Origin of the sequence: Pseudomonas sp. yb_5, assembly GCF_043103865.1 — a bacterium.
GTDB lineage: Bacteria > Pseudomonadota > Gammaproteobacteria > Pseudomonadales > Pseudomonadaceae > Aquipseudomonas > Aquipseudomonas putida_Y.
In genome coordinates, this window is sequence record NZ_JBICKE010000064.1 from 1 (window position 1) to 14,655 (window position 14,655).

Annotated in this window: 16 protein-coding genes; 11 read left to right on the plus strand and 5 right to left on the minus strand. The window is 62.8% G+C overall.

Annotated features, from left to right (window positions below):
• Positions 1-232 precede the first annotated feature (232 nt).
• The 5 genes from ACF8GF_RS09420 (at position 233) to ACF8GF_RS09440 (ending at position 5,620) form a co-directional block, all read left to right on the plus strand.
• Positions 233-1,258, plus strand: coding sequence for an ABC transporter substrate-binding protein (locus ACF8GF_RS09420; protein WP_021784242.1), 1,026 nt, complete (start codon positions 233-235; stop codon positions 1,256-1,258).
• On the plus strand, positions 1,255-2,172 hold the full coding sequence (locus ACF8GF_RS09425) for an ABC transporter permease (protein ID WP_176682387.1): 918 nt from the start codon (positions 1,255-1,257) through the stop codon (positions 2,170-2,172). The genes ACF8GF_RS09420 and ACF8GF_RS09425 overlap by 4 nt, the downstream gene beginning before the upstream one ends.
• A 6-nt stretch (positions 2,173-2,178) precedes the next feature.
• A complete protein-coding gene (locus ACF8GF_RS09430; RefSeq protein ID WP_176682386.1) occupies positions 2,179-2,988 on the plus strand; it encodes an ABC transporter permease in 810 nt (269 codons plus the stop codon).
• Positions 2,989-3,007: 19 nt separating this feature from the next.
• The gene (locus ACF8GF_RS09435) at positions 3,008-4,156 is read left to right on the plus strand and encodes an ABC transporter ATP-binding protein (protein ID WP_209966958.1); all 1,149 of its coding nucleotides are present in this window, start codon (positions 3,008-3,010) and stop codon (positions 4,154-4,156) included.
• A 156-nt stretch (positions 4,157-4,312) separates the two neighbouring features.
• Complete coding sequence (locus ACF8GF_RS09440) at positions 4,313-5,620, plus strand: substrate-binding domain-containing protein (RefSeq protein ID WP_392488050.1); 1,308 nt, start codon at positions 4,313-4,315, stop codon at positions 5,618-5,620.
• A 112-nt stretch (positions 5,621-5,732) separates the two neighbouring features.
• On the opposite strand, the gene gorA is transcribed toward ACF8GF_RS09440, so the two are convergent.
• The 5 genes from gorA to ACF8GF_RS09465 form a co-directional block, all read right to left on the minus strand.
• Positions 5,733-7,088: a glutathione-disulfide reductase gene (gorA, locus tag ACF8GF_RS09445; protein WP_176682383.1), complete on the minus strand. Its 1,356-nt coding sequence runs from the start codon at positions 7,086-7,088 to the stop codon at positions 5,733-5,735.
• Positions 7,089-7,185: 97 nt separating this feature from the next.
• Positions 7,186-8,025: a UTP--glucose-1-phosphate uridylyltransferase GalU gene (gene galU / locus ACF8GF_RS09450; protein WP_014590484.1), complete on the minus strand. Its 840-nt coding sequence runs from the start codon at positions 8,023-8,025 to the stop codon at positions 7,186-7,188.
• A 236-nt stretch (positions 8,026-8,261) separates the two neighbouring features.
• Positions 8,262-9,176: a c-type cytochrome gene (locus ACF8GF_RS09455; RefSeq protein WP_209966962.1), complete on the minus strand. Its 915-nt coding sequence runs from the start codon at positions 9,174-9,176 to the stop codon at positions 8,262-8,264.
• The gene (locus tag ACF8GF_RS09460) at positions 9,173-9,823 is read right to left on the minus strand and encodes a c-type cytochrome (RefSeq protein WP_392462050.1); all 651 of its coding nucleotides are present in this window, start codon (positions 9,821-9,823) and stop codon (positions 9,173-9,175) included. Before ACF8GF_RS09460 ends, ACF8GF_RS09455 begins: the two co-directional genes overlap by 4 nt.
• Positions 9,824-9,900: 77 nt before the next feature.
• Positions 9,901-10,260, minus strand: a complete 360-nt coding sequence (locus ACF8GF_RS09465) for a hypothetical protein (RefSeq protein WP_176682380.1) — start codon at positions 10,258-10,260, stop codon at positions 9,901-9,903.
• 159 nt (positions 10,261-10,419) lie between these two features.
• Between ACF8GF_RS09465 and ACF8GF_RS09470 the strand changes: the two genes are divergently transcribed.
• The 6 genes from ACF8GF_RS09470 to modC all read left to right on the plus strand — a co-directional run bounded on the left by ACF8GF_RS09470 (position 10,420) and on the right by modC (position 14,651).
• On the plus strand, positions 10,420-10,722 hold the full coding sequence (locus ACF8GF_RS09470; protein ID WP_003250918.1) for a DUF1883 domain-containing protein: 303 nt from the start codon (positions 10,420-10,422) through the stop codon (positions 10,720-10,722).
• Between the two features lie 7 nt (positions 10,723-10,729).
• Positions 10,730-10,900 carry a hypothetical protein gene (locus ACF8GF_RS09475; protein ID WP_021784251.1) on the plus strand — a complete coding sequence of 57 codons (171 nt, stop codon included), beginning with the start codon at positions 10,730-10,732 and terminating at the stop codon, positions 10,898-10,900.
• A gap of 51 nt (positions 10,901-10,951) precedes the next feature.
• Positions 10,952-12,037, plus strand: coding sequence for an NAD(P)H-dependent flavin oxidoreductase (locus tag ACF8GF_RS09480; RefSeq protein ID WP_392488051.1), 1,086 nt, complete (start codon positions 10,952-10,954; stop codon positions 12,035-12,037).
• Positions 12,038-12,119: 82 nt separating this feature from the next.
• Positions 12,120-12,878, plus strand: a complete 759-nt coding sequence (gene modA / locus ACF8GF_RS09485; RefSeq protein ID WP_392488052.1) for a molybdate ABC transporter substrate-binding protein — start codon at positions 12,120-12,122, stop codon at positions 12,876-12,878.
• Positions 12,878-13,558 carry a molybdate ABC transporter permease subunit gene (modB, locus tag ACF8GF_RS09490; RefSeq protein ID WP_209966969.1) on the plus strand — a complete coding sequence of 227 codons (681 nt, stop codon included), beginning with the start codon at positions 12,878-12,880 and terminating at the stop codon, positions 13,556-13,558. Before modA ends, modB begins: the two co-directional genes overlap by 1 nt.
• A gap of 1 nt (position 13,559) precedes the next feature.
• Entirely contained in the window at positions 13,560-14,651 is a 1,092-nt protein-coding gene (gene modC / locus ACF8GF_RS09495) for a molybdenum ABC transporter ATP-binding protein (protein WP_392488053.1), read from the plus strand.
• The last annotated feature ends 4 nt before the right edge of the window (positions 14,652-14,655 follow it).

Genomic DNA, 14,655 nt, shown 5'->3' on the forward strand with positions numbered 1-14,655 from the left:
CTACAGAGCCCTTGGTGCTTTTGACAGGGCGGAGTGATGGCCGGTCGCCCCAGACCTCTTGCCAAAATCTTGGAATACCATAATATGATATCCCGTAGACCTTGAGTCTGCAGGCCGGCACCTACAATTAAAAACGGCCACCAGAACACTTTGTTTTAGCTGCTCCCCGAACACCATTGGCGGGCGCACCAAGAGCCCCGCCTCGAATAACAAAAGCAACGAGGGCGTAACCATGCTGTTAAGCAAACGTGTAACCGCAGTGCTGTCTGCCAGCCTGCTGACCCTGGCATGTCAGGCCGCTCAGGCCGCCGACAGCCTCAACTTCGTCAGCTGGGGCGGTACAACCCAGGACGCCCAGAAAGAAGCATGGGCCGTACCGTTCACCAAGGCCACGAACATCAAGGTCGTGCAGGACGGCCCCACCGACTACGGCAAGCTCAAAGCCATGGTCGAGAGTGGCAACGTGCAGTGGGACGTGGTCGACGTCGAAGCCGACTTTGCCCTGCGTGCTGCCAGTGAAGGCCTGCTCGAACCCCTCGACTTCACCCAGATCAAGCGCGACAAGATCGACCCACGCTTCGTCTCCGATCATGGCGTCGGCTCATTCTTCTTCTCATTCGTGCTCGGCTACAACGAAGGCAAGCTCGGCGCCAACAAGCCGGTGGACTGGACCGCGCTGTTCGACACCAAGACCTACCCCGGCAAGCGAGCCCTGTACAAATGGCCCAGCCCAGGCGTGCTGGAACTGGCCCTGCTGGCCGACGGCGTAGCCCCCGACAAGCTGTACCCGCTGGACCTTGACCGCGCCTTCAAGAAGCTCGACACCATCAAGAAAGACATCGTCTGGTGGGGCGGTGGCGCCCAGTCGCAGCAGTTGCTGGCCTCGGGTGAAGCTTCGCTCGGGCAGTTCTGGAATGGCCGCGTCTACGCCCTGCAGCAAGACGGTGCACCGGTGGGCGTGAGCTGGAAGCAGAACCTGGTCATGGCCGACTTCCTGGTCATCCCCAAAGGCGCCAAGAACAAGGACGCGGCCATGAAATTCCTGGCCAACGCCAGCAGCGCCGAAGGCCAGGCCGAATTCGCCAACAAGACTGCCTACGCGCCGGTCAACGTCGACAGCGTGGCCAAACTGGACAAAGACCTCGCGCCAAACCTGCCGACTGCCTACGCCCAGGACCAGGTCACCCTCGACTTCGCCTACTGGGCCAAGAACGGTCAAGCCATCGCGGCACGCTGGAATGAGTGGTTGGTCAAATGAAAGTCGCCATCAACGCCCTGCACAATGCGCAAGGTGCCCCCACGGGTGCCGGCGCCCCGGGCACCGCCCCGCGCCGCGCAAGCCTGAGCCAGCGCTGGAAAGGCAGCCGCAACCTGCTGCCCGCCCTGCTGTTCCTCGGCGTGTTCTTCTTCGCGCCGCTGATCGGCCTGTTGCTGCGCGGGGTGCTGGAACCCACCCCGGGGCTGGGTAATTACGAGCAGCTGTTTGCCAACTCGGCCTACGCGCGTGTGCTGTTCAACACCTTTTCGGTGGCCGGCGTGGTTACCCTGATCAGCGTGCTGCTGGGCTTCCCGCTGGCCTGGGCAATCACCCTGGTGCCCAAGGGCTGGGGCCGCTGGCTGCTGAACATCGTGCTGCTGTCGATGTGGACCAGCCTGCTGGCGCGCACCTACTCGTGGCTGGTGCTGCTGCAAGGCTCGGGGGTGATCAACAAGGCGTTGATGGCCATGGGCATCATCGATGCCCCGCTGGAAATGGTGCACAACCTTACCGGCGTGGTGATCGGCATGAGCTACATCATGATCCCGTTCATCGTGCTGCCACTGCAGGCGACCATGCACGCCATCGACCCGATGGTGCTGCAGGCAGGTTCGATCTGTGGTGCCAGCCCGTGGACCAACTTCTGGAAGGTGTTTCTGCCGCTGTGCCGGTCGGGGCTGTTCTCCGGGGCACTGATGGTGTTCGTGATGTCGCTCGGTTACTACGTCACCCCGGCGCTGCTGGGGGGGGCGCAGAACATGATGCTGCCCGAATTCATCATCCAGCAGGTGCAGTCGTTCCTCAACTGGGGCCTGGCCAGCGCCGCCGCCGCACTCCTGGTAGCGATCACCCTGGTGCTCTTCTACCTGTACCTGAAGCTGCAGCCGGAATCCCCGGTTGGCAACCCGAGGTAATCCGCCATGCTCTTGTCTCCCAATGCCATGGGCCGCCCGCTGCGTACGGGCCTGTACCTGACCACCGGGGCGATTGCGGCTTTCCTGCTGCTGCCGGTGGTGTTCATCGTGCTGCTGTCGTTCGGCTCATCCCAGTGGCTGGTGTTCCCGCCACCCGGCTGGACCTTGAAGTGGTACAGCCAGTTCTTTTCCAACCCGGAGTGGATGGAGGCCGCGCTGGCCAGCCTGAAGGTGGCCGCGCTGACCACGGTCGCCGCCGTACTGCTGGGCCTGCCCACCGCGTTCGCCCTCGTGCGTGGCCGCTTCCCGGGCCGCGAGCTGCTGTATGGGCTCTTCACCATGCCGATGATCGTACCGCTGGTGATCATTGCCGTTGCGGTGTACGCGCTGTTCCTCAAGCTTGGCTACACCGGCACGCTGTTTGCGTTCGTGGTCAGCCACGTGATCGTCGCCCTGCCGTTCACCATCATCTCGATCATCAACTCGCTGAAGCTGTTCGACCAGTCGATAGAGGATGCCGCGGTGATCTGCGGCGCCTCGCGCCTGCAAGCCATCTTCAAGGTGACCTTCCCGGCCATTCGCCCCGGCATGATCGCAGGTGGCCTGTTCGCCTTTCTGGTGTCGTGGGATGAAGTGGTGCTGAGCGTGATGATGGCCAGCCCCGACCTGCAGACCTTGCCCGTCAAGATGTGGACCACCTTGCGCCAGGACCTCAGCCCGGTGATCGCCGTGGCCTCGACCCTGCTGATAGGCCTGTCGCTGCTTGTCATGTTCATTGCCGCCGCCTTGCGCCGGCGCACCGAAACCAACGCCTGAGTGCGCGGAGATAACAACAATGAGTGCAGTGATCAAAGACAACGCGCACGGCAAGGCCCTGGTCAGCCTGCGCGGCCTGAACAAGCACTACGGCGACTTCACCGCCGTGGACAACCTCGACCTGGAGATCCAGGACGGCGAGTTCCTGACCTTCCTCGGTTCCAGCGGGTCGGGCAAGTCCACCACCCTGTCGATGCTGGCCGGCTTCGAAACACCGAGCAGCGGCGAAATCCTGGTCGACGGCCAGTCGCTGGTCAACGTGCCGCCGCATAAGCGTGACATCGGCATGGTGTTCCAGCGGTATTCGCTGTTCCCGCACCTGAATGTGCGTGACAACATCGCCTTCCCACTGGCCATTCGCAAACTCGGCGCTGCCGAAACCGCCAAGCGCGTCGACGCCATGCTCAAGCTGGTGCAACTGGAGCAGTTCGCCCACCGCAAACCCTCGCAAATGTCGGGCGGCCAGCAGCAGCGCGTGGCGATTGCACGAGCGCTGGTGTACGAGCCGCGCATCCTGCTGATGGACGAGCCGCTCGGCGCACTGGACAAGAAGCTGCGTGAAGACCTGCAGGACGAACTGCGCCAGTTGCACCGCCGCCTGGGTATCACCATCGTCTACGTCACCCACGATCAGGAAGAAGCCATGCGCCTGTCCCAGCGCATCGCCATTTTCAGCCACGGCAAGATCGTCGGCCTGGGCACCGGTTACGACCTGTACCAGAATCCGCCGAATGCCTTTGTCGCATCGTTCCTGGGCAACTCCAACTTCCTGCGGATCAAGGCCAGCAGCAACGGCGCGGGCAGCTTCGAGGGCCAGCCAGTGGCTATTCGCTTGACCCCGGGGCTGGCCGCCTCGCAGGATGCACTGATCATGGTGCGCCCGGAAAAGGCCGTGGCCCTGACCGCTGAACAGGCCACGCGCGAGCCGCTGCCGGCGGGCTGGAACGAGGTCAGCGCCAAGGTTGGCGAAGTGTTGTTCCTGGGTGAAAGCCAGACCTGCCATGTGGTGACTTCCGGGGGTACCGAGCTGACCGTGAAGGCACTGTCGGCTGCGGGCATGCCAATGCAGCCGGGCGACAGCGTGAAGGTGCGCTGGGCAGTGGCAGACGCGTGCATTTATACCGAATGGGCCGAGAGCGACCTGAGCAAGTCAGCCGGGGCGCACTAACGCTCTTCTGCGTTGCAGCGCCTGCCAGATCGAGCAACGTCCGCGCGGCGCACGATCTGACAGGCGCTGCACGATTGGAGGCGTACGCCCCCGTCACATTATCATCACGCCACTGTCGTAATCTGCCGGCCAACTCTATGCCACAGGCCACCCGGCATGCTCCGCCTGCTTGTCTTGCTGCTCACCCTGCTACCACTCGCGACCTTGGCTGAGCCCCTGCACCTGCGCGTGCAAGGCTCCAACACCATCGGCGCGGCCTTGCTGCCGGCCCTGGTACAGGGGCAATTGCGCGCGCAGCAGGCCACAGCCATCGAGCAACAGCCGGGCAAGGTGGCCAACGAGCGGGTGATTACCGCCCGCGACGTGCACGGCCAGCGCTTGCGCATCGACATTGCCGCCCACGGCTCGAGCACCGGCTTTGTCGCGCTGGGCCGGGGCGAAGCGGACCTGGCCGCTGCCTCGCGGCCGATCAACGACAGTGAAGTCCACCGGTTGCAGGCGCTGGGCGACCTGCGCGCAGCTGGCGCCGAACAAGTGATCGGCCTCGACGGCGTCGCAGTCTTCGTCCACCCCGACAACCCAATACCCCAACTGAACACCCGGCAACTGGCGGAAATTTTCTCTGGGCAGATCCAGCGCTGGGAACAACTGGGCGTACCTGGCGGGGCCATTCACCTGTATGCCCGAGACGACCGTTCCGGGACTTTCGAGACCTTCAAGGCACTGGTGCTGGAACCTCAGCACGCCGAAATTTCGGCCAAGGCCAGGCGCTTCGAGTCCAGCGACGAACTGGCGGTACACGTGGGTACCGACCGCCAGGCCATCGGTTTCAGCAGTCTGGCCGCCGTACACGGGGCCAAGGTGCTGGCGGTGGCCGAGGGCGACGCACCGGCCATGCTGCCGGAGCGCGCACGGGTGGCCAGTGAGGACTACCCGCTCTCGCGGCGCCTGTATTTTTACTTGCCAGCCAACCCCAAGCCCCAGGCCAAGGCCCTGGCCGATTTCGCTCAGAGCCCGGCCGGCCAGGCGATCATCGCCCAGCAGGGTTTCGTTTCGCAGCAGATCAAGGCCCTGTCTGTCGCCCCCCAACGCGACATGCCACCGCGTTATCGCACCCTGGCCCAGCAGGCGCAGCGGCTGAGTGTGAACTTCCGATTCCAGGAAGGAAGCGCCAACCTGGACAACAAGGCCCTGCGCGACGTGCAGAGGGTGGCAGAGTACCTGCGCCTGGCCGGAAAGCTGCAGGGCAAGGCAGTGCTGGTGGGGTTCAGCGACCCCAAGGAAACCCCCGGGCGCGCAGCCCTGCTCTCCCGCCTGCGCGCGCAAGCGGTGCGCCGCGAACTGGCACGCGGTGGAGTGGAGGTGCTTCAGGTGACCGGGATGGGCGATGAATTGCCAGTGGCCGGGAATGAACTGGAGCAAGGCCGGCTGCGCAACCGGCGGGTCGAAGTGTGGGTGTATTGATCCGGCCCCGTACACATCCCTGTAACAGCCTTTTTGCTGCAAAGAGGCCCGAGCAAGGGCCCCATCGCAGCACAAGGCTGCTTCTACAGGCTGTACAGCAGGTTCCGCGTTATCAGCGGGTGACTGTACGCATGGTGACGAACTCTTCAGCCGCCGTCGGGTGCACGCCGATGGTTTCGTCGAACTGCTGCTTGGTCGCACCGGCTTTAAGCGCAATGCCCAGGCCCTGAATGATCTCGCCAGCGTCTGGACCGACCATGTGGCAGCCCAGCACCTTGTCGGTCTCGGCATCGACCACCAACTTCATCAGGGTCTTTTCCTGAATGTCGGTCAGGGTCAGCTTCATGGCCCGGAAGCGGCTTTCGAATACCTGCACCTTGTGCCCGGCCTCCAGCGCCTGTTCTTCGGTCAAGCCCACGGTACCGATTGGCGGCTGGCTGAACACCGCAGTGGGGATGTTCTGGTAATCCACCGGGCGGTATTGCTCGGGTTTGAACAGGCGCCGCGCCACGGCCATGCCTTCAGCCAAGGCCACTGGGGTCAACTGCACACGGCCGATCACATCGCCAATGGCAAGAATCGAGGGCGCGGTGGTCTGGTACTGCTCATCAACCCGGATGTAGCCGCGCGCATCCAGCTCGACGCCGGTGTTTTCCAGGCCCAGATTGTCCAGCATCGGGCGCCGGCCAGTGGCATAGAACACACAGTCGGCGACCAGCTCGCGACCGTCCTTGAGCGTGGCTTTGAGGCGACCATCTTCAAGCTTGTCGATGCGCTGGATGTCGGCGTTGAACTGTAGGTCAAGGCCGCGCTTTTCCAGTTCTTCCTTCAGGTGGGTGCGCACCGAGCCATCGAAGCCGCGCAGGAACAGGTCGCCACGGTACAGCAGTGAGGTGTCGGCACCCAGGCCCTGGAAGATGCCGGCGAATTCGACGGCGATATAACCCCCGCCCACCACCAGCACGCGGCGCGGCAGGCTCTTGAGGTAGAAGGCTTCGTTGGAGGTGATGGCCAGTTCCTTGCCGGGGATGTCCGGTACCTGCGGCCAGCCACCCGTAGCGATGAGGATGTGCTCGGCGGAGTAGCGCTGACCGTCCACTTCCACTTCGTTGGCACCCGTCAGACGCGCGTGGCCCTGCAACAGGGTCACCCCGCTGTTGACCAGCAGGTTACGGTAGATACCGTTGAGGCGCTCGATTTCCCGATTCTTGTTGGCAATCAGGGTGCCCCAGTCGAAATGCCCCTCTTCCAACGTCCAGCCGTAACCTGCGGCCTGCTCCAGTTCATCGGCAACGTGCGCGCCATACACCAGCAGCTTTTTCGGCACACAACCGACGTTGACGCAGGTCCCCCCCAGGTAGCGGCTTTCAGCCACTGCCACTTTTGCGCCAAAACCGGCAGCAAAACGCGCTGCGCGCACACCACCGGACCCGGCGCCAATCACGAACAGATCAAAATCGAAGGCCATGTATTCACTCTCCTAGGCAGGCGTCCAGCATACCGCCGTTGGCCGCAGCAAACAAAAAAGCCACCCCGAAGGATGGCTTTGAGGCCAACAGGGCTAATCAGTATGCCTTGCCAGTCTTGTAGTAGTTCTCGAAGCAGAAGTTGGTCGCGTCGATGTAGCCTTCGGCACCACCGCAGTCGAAACGCTTGCCTTTGAACTTATAGGCAATCACGCAGCCATCTTTGGCCTGCTGCAGCAGGGCATCGGTGATCTGGATTTCACCGCCTTTGCCTGGTTTGGTATTGGCGATGATGTCAAAGATATCCGGGGTCAGGATGTAACGGCCGATGATCGCCAGGTTCGAGGGCGCGTCTTCGGGGGCCGGTTTTTCGACCATGTTGGTCACACGGAAGATGTCGTCGCGAATCATCTCACCGGCGATCACACCATACTTGTTGGTTTCCTGCGGATCGACTTCCTGGATGGCGACGATCGAGCAGCGGTACTGTTTGTACAGCTTGACCATCTGCGTCAGCACGCCGTCACCTTCCGGGTTGACGCACAGGTCGTCCGCCAGCACCACCGCGAACGGCTCGTCGCCGATCAGTGGGCGGCCAGTGAGGATGGCGTGGCCGAGGCCTTTCATTTCTGTCTGGCGCGTGTACGAGAACGAGCACTCGTCGAGCAGACGACGAATACCGACCAGGTATTTTTCCTTGTCGGTGCCCTTGATCTGGTTTTCCAGCTCGTAGCTGATGTCGAAGTGGTCTTCCAGGGCCCGCTTGCCGCGCCCGGTAACGATGGAGATCTCGTTCAGGCCAGCATCCAGTGCTTCTTCAACGCCGTACTGGATCAGTGGCTTGTTGACCACCGGCAGCATTTCCTTGGGCATGGCTTTGGTAGCAGGCAGGAAGCGAGTGCCGTAGCCGGCTGCCGGGAACAAGCATTTTTTGATCATATACGTCCTTACAAAAGGCTAGGCCTGTGGAATTCGGCGCAGTCTAATCAGGCGGCAGTGACCTTACAATGCCCCCGATAACGACCGATGCCATCATAGAGATATCCCAGTGTAGATAGTTCCGGGGGATCGTAAATATTGCTGTCATACATGACCGTTGGATGACAGGCAAATCCGCGTGCCTGTGGCGGCCTCGTCGACGGGTTCATCCGCAAAGAGGCCGCCTAAGACTTACATCAACTCCCCGTCCCTTGTCCGATCAGCACCCCATCGACCTGCTGACCATACAGGTTCACCCCATCATTGGCATGAAACTTCACCCGCGTTTTCTCGATGGATCCTTCCACCAGCCGCGGGTCCTGTGGCCGCTCGTGGCGGTTGATCCACGCCGCCACGTCCCAGGCCTGCTGGTCGCTTAGGCTGCCTGGCTTGCCCAGCGGCATGTTGTACTTGATGAACGACGCAGCGGTGTTGATGCGGTGCATGCCAGCCCCCCAGTTGTAGGAGTCCTTGCCCCACAGCGGTGGCATGACGTATTCGCCTGCGACCTTTTGCCCTTCACCGTTATCGCCATGGCAAATCGCGCATTGTTCACGGTAAACCTGCTGGCCGCGCTTGAAGTCATAACCACCCTTGGGTTGTGCCACCTCCGGATAACCACGTCCGGCAATCTCCACACCGGTCGGTGCCTTGGTCGACAGCCAGTATGAATACACTGCCAACGCGGTCATCTGCGGGCTGTCAGCGGCCGGCGGCTTGCCGTTCATGCTGAACTGAAAACACCCCTGGATACGCTCGGCGAAGGTGTTGACCTTGTCATTTTTCTTGCGGTACGCCGGGTACATCGGGTAGGCGCCCCACAGCGGCGCCGAATGCGCCAATCGCCCCTGATCGAGGTGGCAGTTACTGCAGTTCATGCCGTTGCCCACAGCCTCGGGCATCAATCGGCGGGTGTCGACGAACAAGGCATGGCCTTCACGCACCATCTTGCCAAAGGCATTATCGGGCAACTCACGCTCAGCGGGCGGCACGAACTGCGGTGCCGCCTGCACACCGGGAACCTTCAACTGCGACTGGTCTTCCATGGCGATCGGCGTGGCCTGGGCGCTGCCCACGGTCAGCAGCCACAAGACTGGAATCATGGTTTTCATGGCGTGACCTCCTGGCTGACGGGGCGGGCGAAGAACTCGGCAACGGCCTTGACCTCCTCATCGGTCATGGCCTTGGCCACGCCGACCATCAGCTGATTGGAGTCATTGCTGCGGCTGCCGTCGCGCCAGGCATTGAGCTGTGCCACCAGGTAACTGGCGGGCTGGCCGACCAAGGGCGGGAAGTGTTCGCCCACCCCGCCGCCACCCGGCCCGTGGCATTGCACGCAGCCGGGAATCTGCCGACTCCAGTCGCCGTACAGGGCCATGCGGGTGGTAGGGTCATTGGCAATCTGCTGCCGGCGCAGGTCGCCAGCGGGTGCTGCCGGCAGGCTGGCCAGGTAGGTACTGACGGCCTTGATTTCATCGTCGCTCAAGGCCTTGGCCAAGGGCTCCATCACTGGCTGCTTGCGGCTGCCGTTGCGCCAGTCGTGCAACTGCTTGGAAAGGTAACCGGCCGGAAGCCCGGCCAAACGTGGAAAGCCGGCAGCGGCAATGCCCTTGCCGTCCGGGCCATGGCAACCAAGGCAGGCCATGGCGGCGGGGTTGGCCCCACCCTGGGTGAAGACCTTCTGACCGTCAGCGGCATGTGCCGTGGGCCAGGCCAGGATCAGCAGGCTGCCGATCACCACGCGTCTCAACGGTGTCATCACGAATCTCCTTTTCTTTTGTTATATGCTTAGGCTCAAAACATATAAGCAGAGAAAGGAGCACCCGTTGCTTCAGATCAACTTCCGGAGATGCATTCGGTGGCGGCGGTGCGCACATCCCCCAGGCGCAGCGGGAAGTTATTCAGCCGCTCGTGCAGTTTGATGCTGCTGCCGCTGCCGCGCTCGTCGATATCCACCAGCGCCGCCGGGCCAGCACCTGAGGTGATTTTCTGCGGGACGATCAGCCGCAGGCCGTCGCCACGCGGCTCTTCGGTCAGCGGGTCACGCGTATCGGCCAGCTTCTCCTTTACGCAATCGGCATAGGCGCGCGGGCTCTTGCCAGAGATCACATCCATCGTTTCACGCGATTGCTCCAGCTCTGCGACGCTCACGCAGCCACCGAGCGTCACCGACAACGCCGCCACCATCCACTTCATTTGCTGCACCTCTGCCTTCAAGAATTCGCTTCGACCACATCCAGGCGGTTTTGCTCCCTGCTTTGGCAGAATTATCTACGCCCGGCGATCAACGCGGCAGTCTAACGGCACATCGTGGTATCTTTTGCTTTTGCAGATCCAAACCTTGCGGAGCATCACATGAAATTCGTACACCAGCGCGAGCACCTCAATGAGGACGATATTGTCGTCATCGAGTGCTCCCAGCGCTGCAATATCCGCCTGATGAACGACGCCAACTTCCGCAGCTTCAAGAACGGCGGCCGTCATACCTACCACGGCGGCCATTTCGAGAAGTTTCCGGCAAAGATCACCGTACCCAGCACCGGCTTCTGGAACATCACCATCGATACCGTCACTACTCGCCCGATCTCGGTCACCCGCAAGCCAACCCTGACCCACAAGATCAAGATCATCCGTCGTTCGTCGTCGAAACTCAGATAAGGCCACCATGACCCAGACCATCAAGTACGTCATCAAATACAAGCTCGACGGCCAGCGTCGCTGGGATTTCGCGTTGATGCCCGATGCCTCGCAAGAGCAAGCCCTCGAGGCCCTGCGCAAGATCCACGGCGAAGACGCCGACAAAATCAGCGACATCCAGGTCAGCAAGGCCCTGTAAGACTCGCCGCAAGCCCCCGCCGCATCGCTCGCCCTACGCAAGGAGAATCGCATGAGCCATTGGCCAGACCGCCGTATCCTCGACCTGCTGGGCATCGAGCTGCCCATTCTGCAGGCCCCCATGGCGGGGGCCACCGGCTCGGCCATGGCCATTGCCGTGGGCCTGGCAGGTGGTCTGGGCGCCCTGCCCTGCGCAATGCTCAGCGGCGAACAGGTGCGCGCCGAGATCGCCGCATTCCGCGCCGGCTGCCCGGGGCGCCCGCTGAACCTGAACTTCTTCTGCCACCAGCCGCCAGCGCCCGATGCCGAACGCGATGCGCGCTGGAAGCAGGCACTTGAGCCTTATTACAGCGAAGTGGGCGCCGATTTCGCAGCGCCCACGCCAGTGTCCAACCGCGCGCCTTTCGACGAGCAGAGCTGCCAGTTGGTCGAAACCTTGCGCCCTGAGGTGGTGAGCTTCCACTTCGGCCTGCCTCAGGCCGAACTGCTGCAGCGGGTAAAAGCCAGCGGTGCCAAGGTACTGTCCAGCGCCACGACCGTGGAAGAAGCGGTCTGGCTGGAGCGCAATGGATGCGACGCCATCATCGCCATGGGTTATGAAGCCGGTGGCCATCGCGGCATGTTCCTCAGCGATGACATCACCAGCCAGATAGGCACCTTCGCTCTGGTACCGCAGGTGGCCGATGCCGTCAGCGTGCCGGTGATTGCCGCCGGTGGTATCGGCGACCACCGTGGGCTGTTGGCGGCAATGGCCCTGGGTGCCTCGGCAGTGCAGATCGGCACGGCTTACCTGTTCTGCCCCGAGGCCAAGGTGTCGCCAGCGCATCGCCGGGCGCTGGACAGCGCGCCTGCCAGCGACACCGCGCTGACCAATCTGTTTACCGGCCGCCCGGCACGTGGCATCAACAACCGCATCATGCGCGAGCTGGGGCCGATGAGCGAACTTGCACCGCGCTTTCCGCTAGCGGGTGGGGCATTGATGCCTTTACGGGCAATCACCGATCCGCAGGGTAATAGTGACTTCAGTAATCTTTGGTCGGGGCAGGCATTGCGGCTGGGGCGGCACATGCCAGCAGGTGAGCTGACCCGGGAGATCGCCGGGAAGGCACTGGCAGTGATCGGTCACCAGGCATTCTGACAGGCAGGCCAGGCCTCTTCACGGCAACTGGTTTATCGCTATATAGTTATGGCTATAACGATAACCTCAAGGATCTGTCTTCATGCGCTTGCCCTCGCCCCAGGTGACCTTAACAGCCCTGCTCAGCCTGCTGGCCTTCAACACGGCCTGGGCCGACGAAGTCCAGGTCGCGGTCGCAGCCAACTTCACAGCCCCTGTCCAGGCCATCGCCAAGGCCTTCGAAAAAGACACTGGCCACAAACTGGTCGCGGCCTATGGCGCCACCGGGCAGTTCTATGCGCAGATCAAGAACGGTGCTCCGTTCGACGTGTTCCTCGCCGCTGACGACACCACCCCCAAGAAGCTGGAAGCAGAAAAGGAAACCGTACCCGGTTCGCGCTTTACCTACGCCATCGGCACGCTGGCCCTGTGGTCTGCGAAGGAAGGCTACGTAGACGCCAAGGGTGAAGTGCTGAAGAAGAACGCATATAAACACCTGTCCATCGCCAACCCGAAAGCGGCACCTTACGGCCTGGCCGCCACCCAGGTACTGGACAGGCTGAAGCTCACCGAGCCCACCAAAGGCAAGATCGTCGAAGGCCAGAACATCACCCAGGCCTTCCAGTTCGTCTCCACCGGCAACGCCGAGCTGGGCTTCGTCGCTCTGTCGCAGATCTACAGGGATGGCAAGGTAACCAATGGCTCGGCCTGGATCGTGCCGTCCAATCTGCATGACCCGATCCGCCAGGACGCCGTCATCCTCAACAAAGGCAAGGACAATGCGGCCGCCAAGGCACTGGTCGAATACCTCAAAGGTCCGAAAGCCGCAGCGGTGATCAAATCCTATGGTTATGAACGCTGATGCCACTGGACGCCAGTGACCTGGGCGCCATCTGGCTGACCGTAAAACTGGCCAGCCTGACCACCCTGATCCTGCTGGTTATCGGCACACCCGTCGCCTGGTGGCTTGCCCGCACGCGCTCATGGCTGCGCGGGCCGGTGGGCGCGGTGGTGGCACTGCCGCTGGTACTGCCACCGACGGTGATCGGCTTTTACCTGTTGATCGCCCTTGGCCCGCACGGCTGGCTCGGCCAGGCCACCCAGGCGCTGGGCCTGGGCAGTGTGGTGTTCAGCTTCACAGGCCTGGTTATTGGCTCGACGGTGTACTCCATGCCGTTCGTGGTGCAACCACTGCAGAATGCCTTTGCCGCGATCGGCCAGCGGCCCCTGGAAGTCGCCGCTACCCTGCGCGCCAGCCCATGGGACACCTTCGTTCATGTGGTGCTGCCGCTGGCCCGCCCTGGCTTCGTCACTGCCAGCATCCTCGGCTTTGCCCACACGGTGGGCGAGTTTGGCGTCGTACTGATGATCGGTGGCAACATCCCCGACAAGACCCGCGTGGTTTCGGTGCAAATTTTCGATCACGTCGAAGCCATGGAGTACTCGCAAGCCCACTGGCTGGCCGGTGCCATGCTGGTGTTCTCTTTCCTGGTGCTGCTCCTGCTGTACGCTGGACGCCGCGGCAAAGCTGGCTGGAGCTGAAATGACCGCATCGATTGTGGCGCGCCTGAAACTGGCACGCGACGACTTTACCCTGGACGTCAACCTGCACCTGCCCGGGCGCGGCATCAGCGCCCTGTTCGGTCACTCCGGCTCTGGTAAAACCAGCTGCCTGCGCTGCCTGGCCGGGCTGGAGCGGGCCGCCAGCGCCTATATCGAAGTCAACGGCGAAGTCTGGGAAGACAGCACCCGTGGCCACTTCCAGGCACCGCACCTGCGCCCGGTGGGCTATGTGTTCCAGGAAGCCAGCCTGTTCCCGCACCTGTCGGTGCGCGGCAACCTTGCGTTCGGCTGGCGCCGGGTAGCGCCCGCTGAACGCAAGGTCAGCCTCGACCAGGCTTGCCAACTGCTGGGTATCGGCCACTTGCTGGACCGCCGCCCGGCAACCCTGTCTGGTGGCGAGGCGCAGCGGGTGGGTATTGCCCGCGCCCTGCTCAGCAGCCCACGGCTGTTGTTGATGGACGAGCCGCTGGCAGCCCTCGACGGCCCGCGCAAGCGCGAGATACTGCCCTTTTTGGAGCGCCTGCACGACGAACTGGACATCCCGCTGATATATGTCAGCCACGCCCAGGATGAAGTCGCGCGACTGGCCGACCACCTGGTGTTGATGGAACAAGGCCGGGCAATCGCCAGCGGCCCGATCGGCGAGACCCTGGCTCGCCTCGACCTGTCGCTGGCCCAGGGCGACGATGCCGGCGTGGTGCTCGAGGGTACGGTGGTAGGGCACGACCCGCACTACGGCCTGCTTGACCTGCGCCTGCCCGGCAGCAGCGGGCCGCTGCTGCGCATCACCCACGCGGCGCAGCTGATGGGCAGTACCCTGCGCGTCAAGGTGCAGGCCCGGGACGTCAGCCTGGCACTGGCGGCGGACAGCGCATCGAGCATCCTCAACCGCCTGCCGGTGCGTGTGCGCGAGAGCCGACCGGCGGCCAACCCGGCGCATGTGCTGGTCAGCCTGGATGCCGGGGGCAATGCCCTGCTTGCACGCATCACCCGCTTCTCGGCAGACCAGCTCGGCTTGCACACAGGGCAGGTACTGTTCGCCCAGATCAAGTCGGTGGCCCTTTTGGGTTGAGCAT

What these genes read in the sequence shown, in the direction of transcription:
- ACF8GF_RS09420 (WP_021784242.1), top strand. Translation starts at nt 233, where the DNA reads ATGCTGTTAAGCAAACGTGTAACCGCAGTGCTGTCTGCCAGCCTGCTG.
- ACF8GF_RS09455 (WP_209966962.1), bottom strand. Translation starts at nt 9,176, where the DNA reads ATGAAAACCATGATTCCAGTCTTGTGGCTGCTGACCGTGGGCAGCGCC.
- gorA (WP_176682383.1), bottom strand. Translation starts at nt 7,088, where the DNA reads ATGGCCTTCGATTTTGATCTGTTCGTGATTGGCGCCGGGTCCGGTGGT.
- ACF8GF_RS09440 (WP_392488050.1), top strand. Translation starts at nt 4,313, where the DNA reads ATGCTCCGCCTGCTTGTCTTGCTGCTCACCCTGCTACCACTCGCGACC.
- galU (WP_014590484.1), bottom strand. Translation starts at nt 8,025, where the DNA reads ATGATCAAAAAATGCTTGTTCCCGGCAGCCGGCTACGGCACTCGCTTC.
- ACF8GF_RS09480 (WP_392488051.1), top strand. Translation starts at nt 10,952, where the DNA reads ATGAGCCATTGGCCAGACCGCCGTATCCTCGACCTGCTGGGCATCGAG.
- ACF8GF_RS09425 (WP_176682387.1), top strand. Translation starts at nt 1,255, where the DNA reads ATGAAAGTCGCCATCAACGCCCTGCACAATGCGCAAGGTGCCCCCACG.
- modB (WP_209966969.1), top strand. Translation starts at nt 12,878, where the DNA reads ATGCCACTGGACGCCAGTGACCTGGGCGCCATCTGGCTGACCGTAAAA.
- ACF8GF_RS09435 (WP_209966958.1), top strand. Translation starts at nt 3,008, where the DNA reads ATGAGTGCAGTGATCAAAGACAACGCGCACGGCAAGGCCCTGGTCAGC.
- ACF8GF_RS09430 (WP_176682386.1), top strand. Translation starts at nt 2,179, where the DNA reads ATGCTCTTGTCTCCCAATGCCATGGGCCGCCCGCTGCGTACGGGCCTG.
- ACF8GF_RS09470 (WP_003250918.1), top strand. Translation starts at nt 10,420, where the DNA reads ATGAAATTCGTACACCAGCGCGAGCACCTCAATGAGGACGATATTGTC.
- ACF8GF_RS09460 (WP_392462050.1), bottom strand. Translation starts at nt 9,823, where the DNA reads ATGACACCGTTGAGACGCGTGGTGATCGGCAGCCTGCTGATCCTGGCC.
- ACF8GF_RS09475 (WP_021784251.1), top strand. Translation starts at nt 10,730, where the DNA reads ATGACCCAGACCATCAAGTACGTCATCAAATACAAGCTCGACGGCCAG.
- modA (WP_392488052.1), top strand. Translation starts at nt 12,120, where the DNA reads ATGCGCTTGCCCTCGCCCCAGGTGACCTTAACAGCCCTGCTCAGCCTG.
- modC (WP_392488053.1), top strand. Translation starts at nt 13,560, where the DNA reads ATGACCGCATCGATTGTGGCGCGCCTGAAACTGGCACGCGACGACTTT.
- ACF8GF_RS09465 (WP_176682380.1), bottom strand. Translation starts at nt 10,260, where the DNA reads ATGAAGTGGATGGTGGCGGCGTTGTCGGTGACGCTCGGTGGCTGCGTG.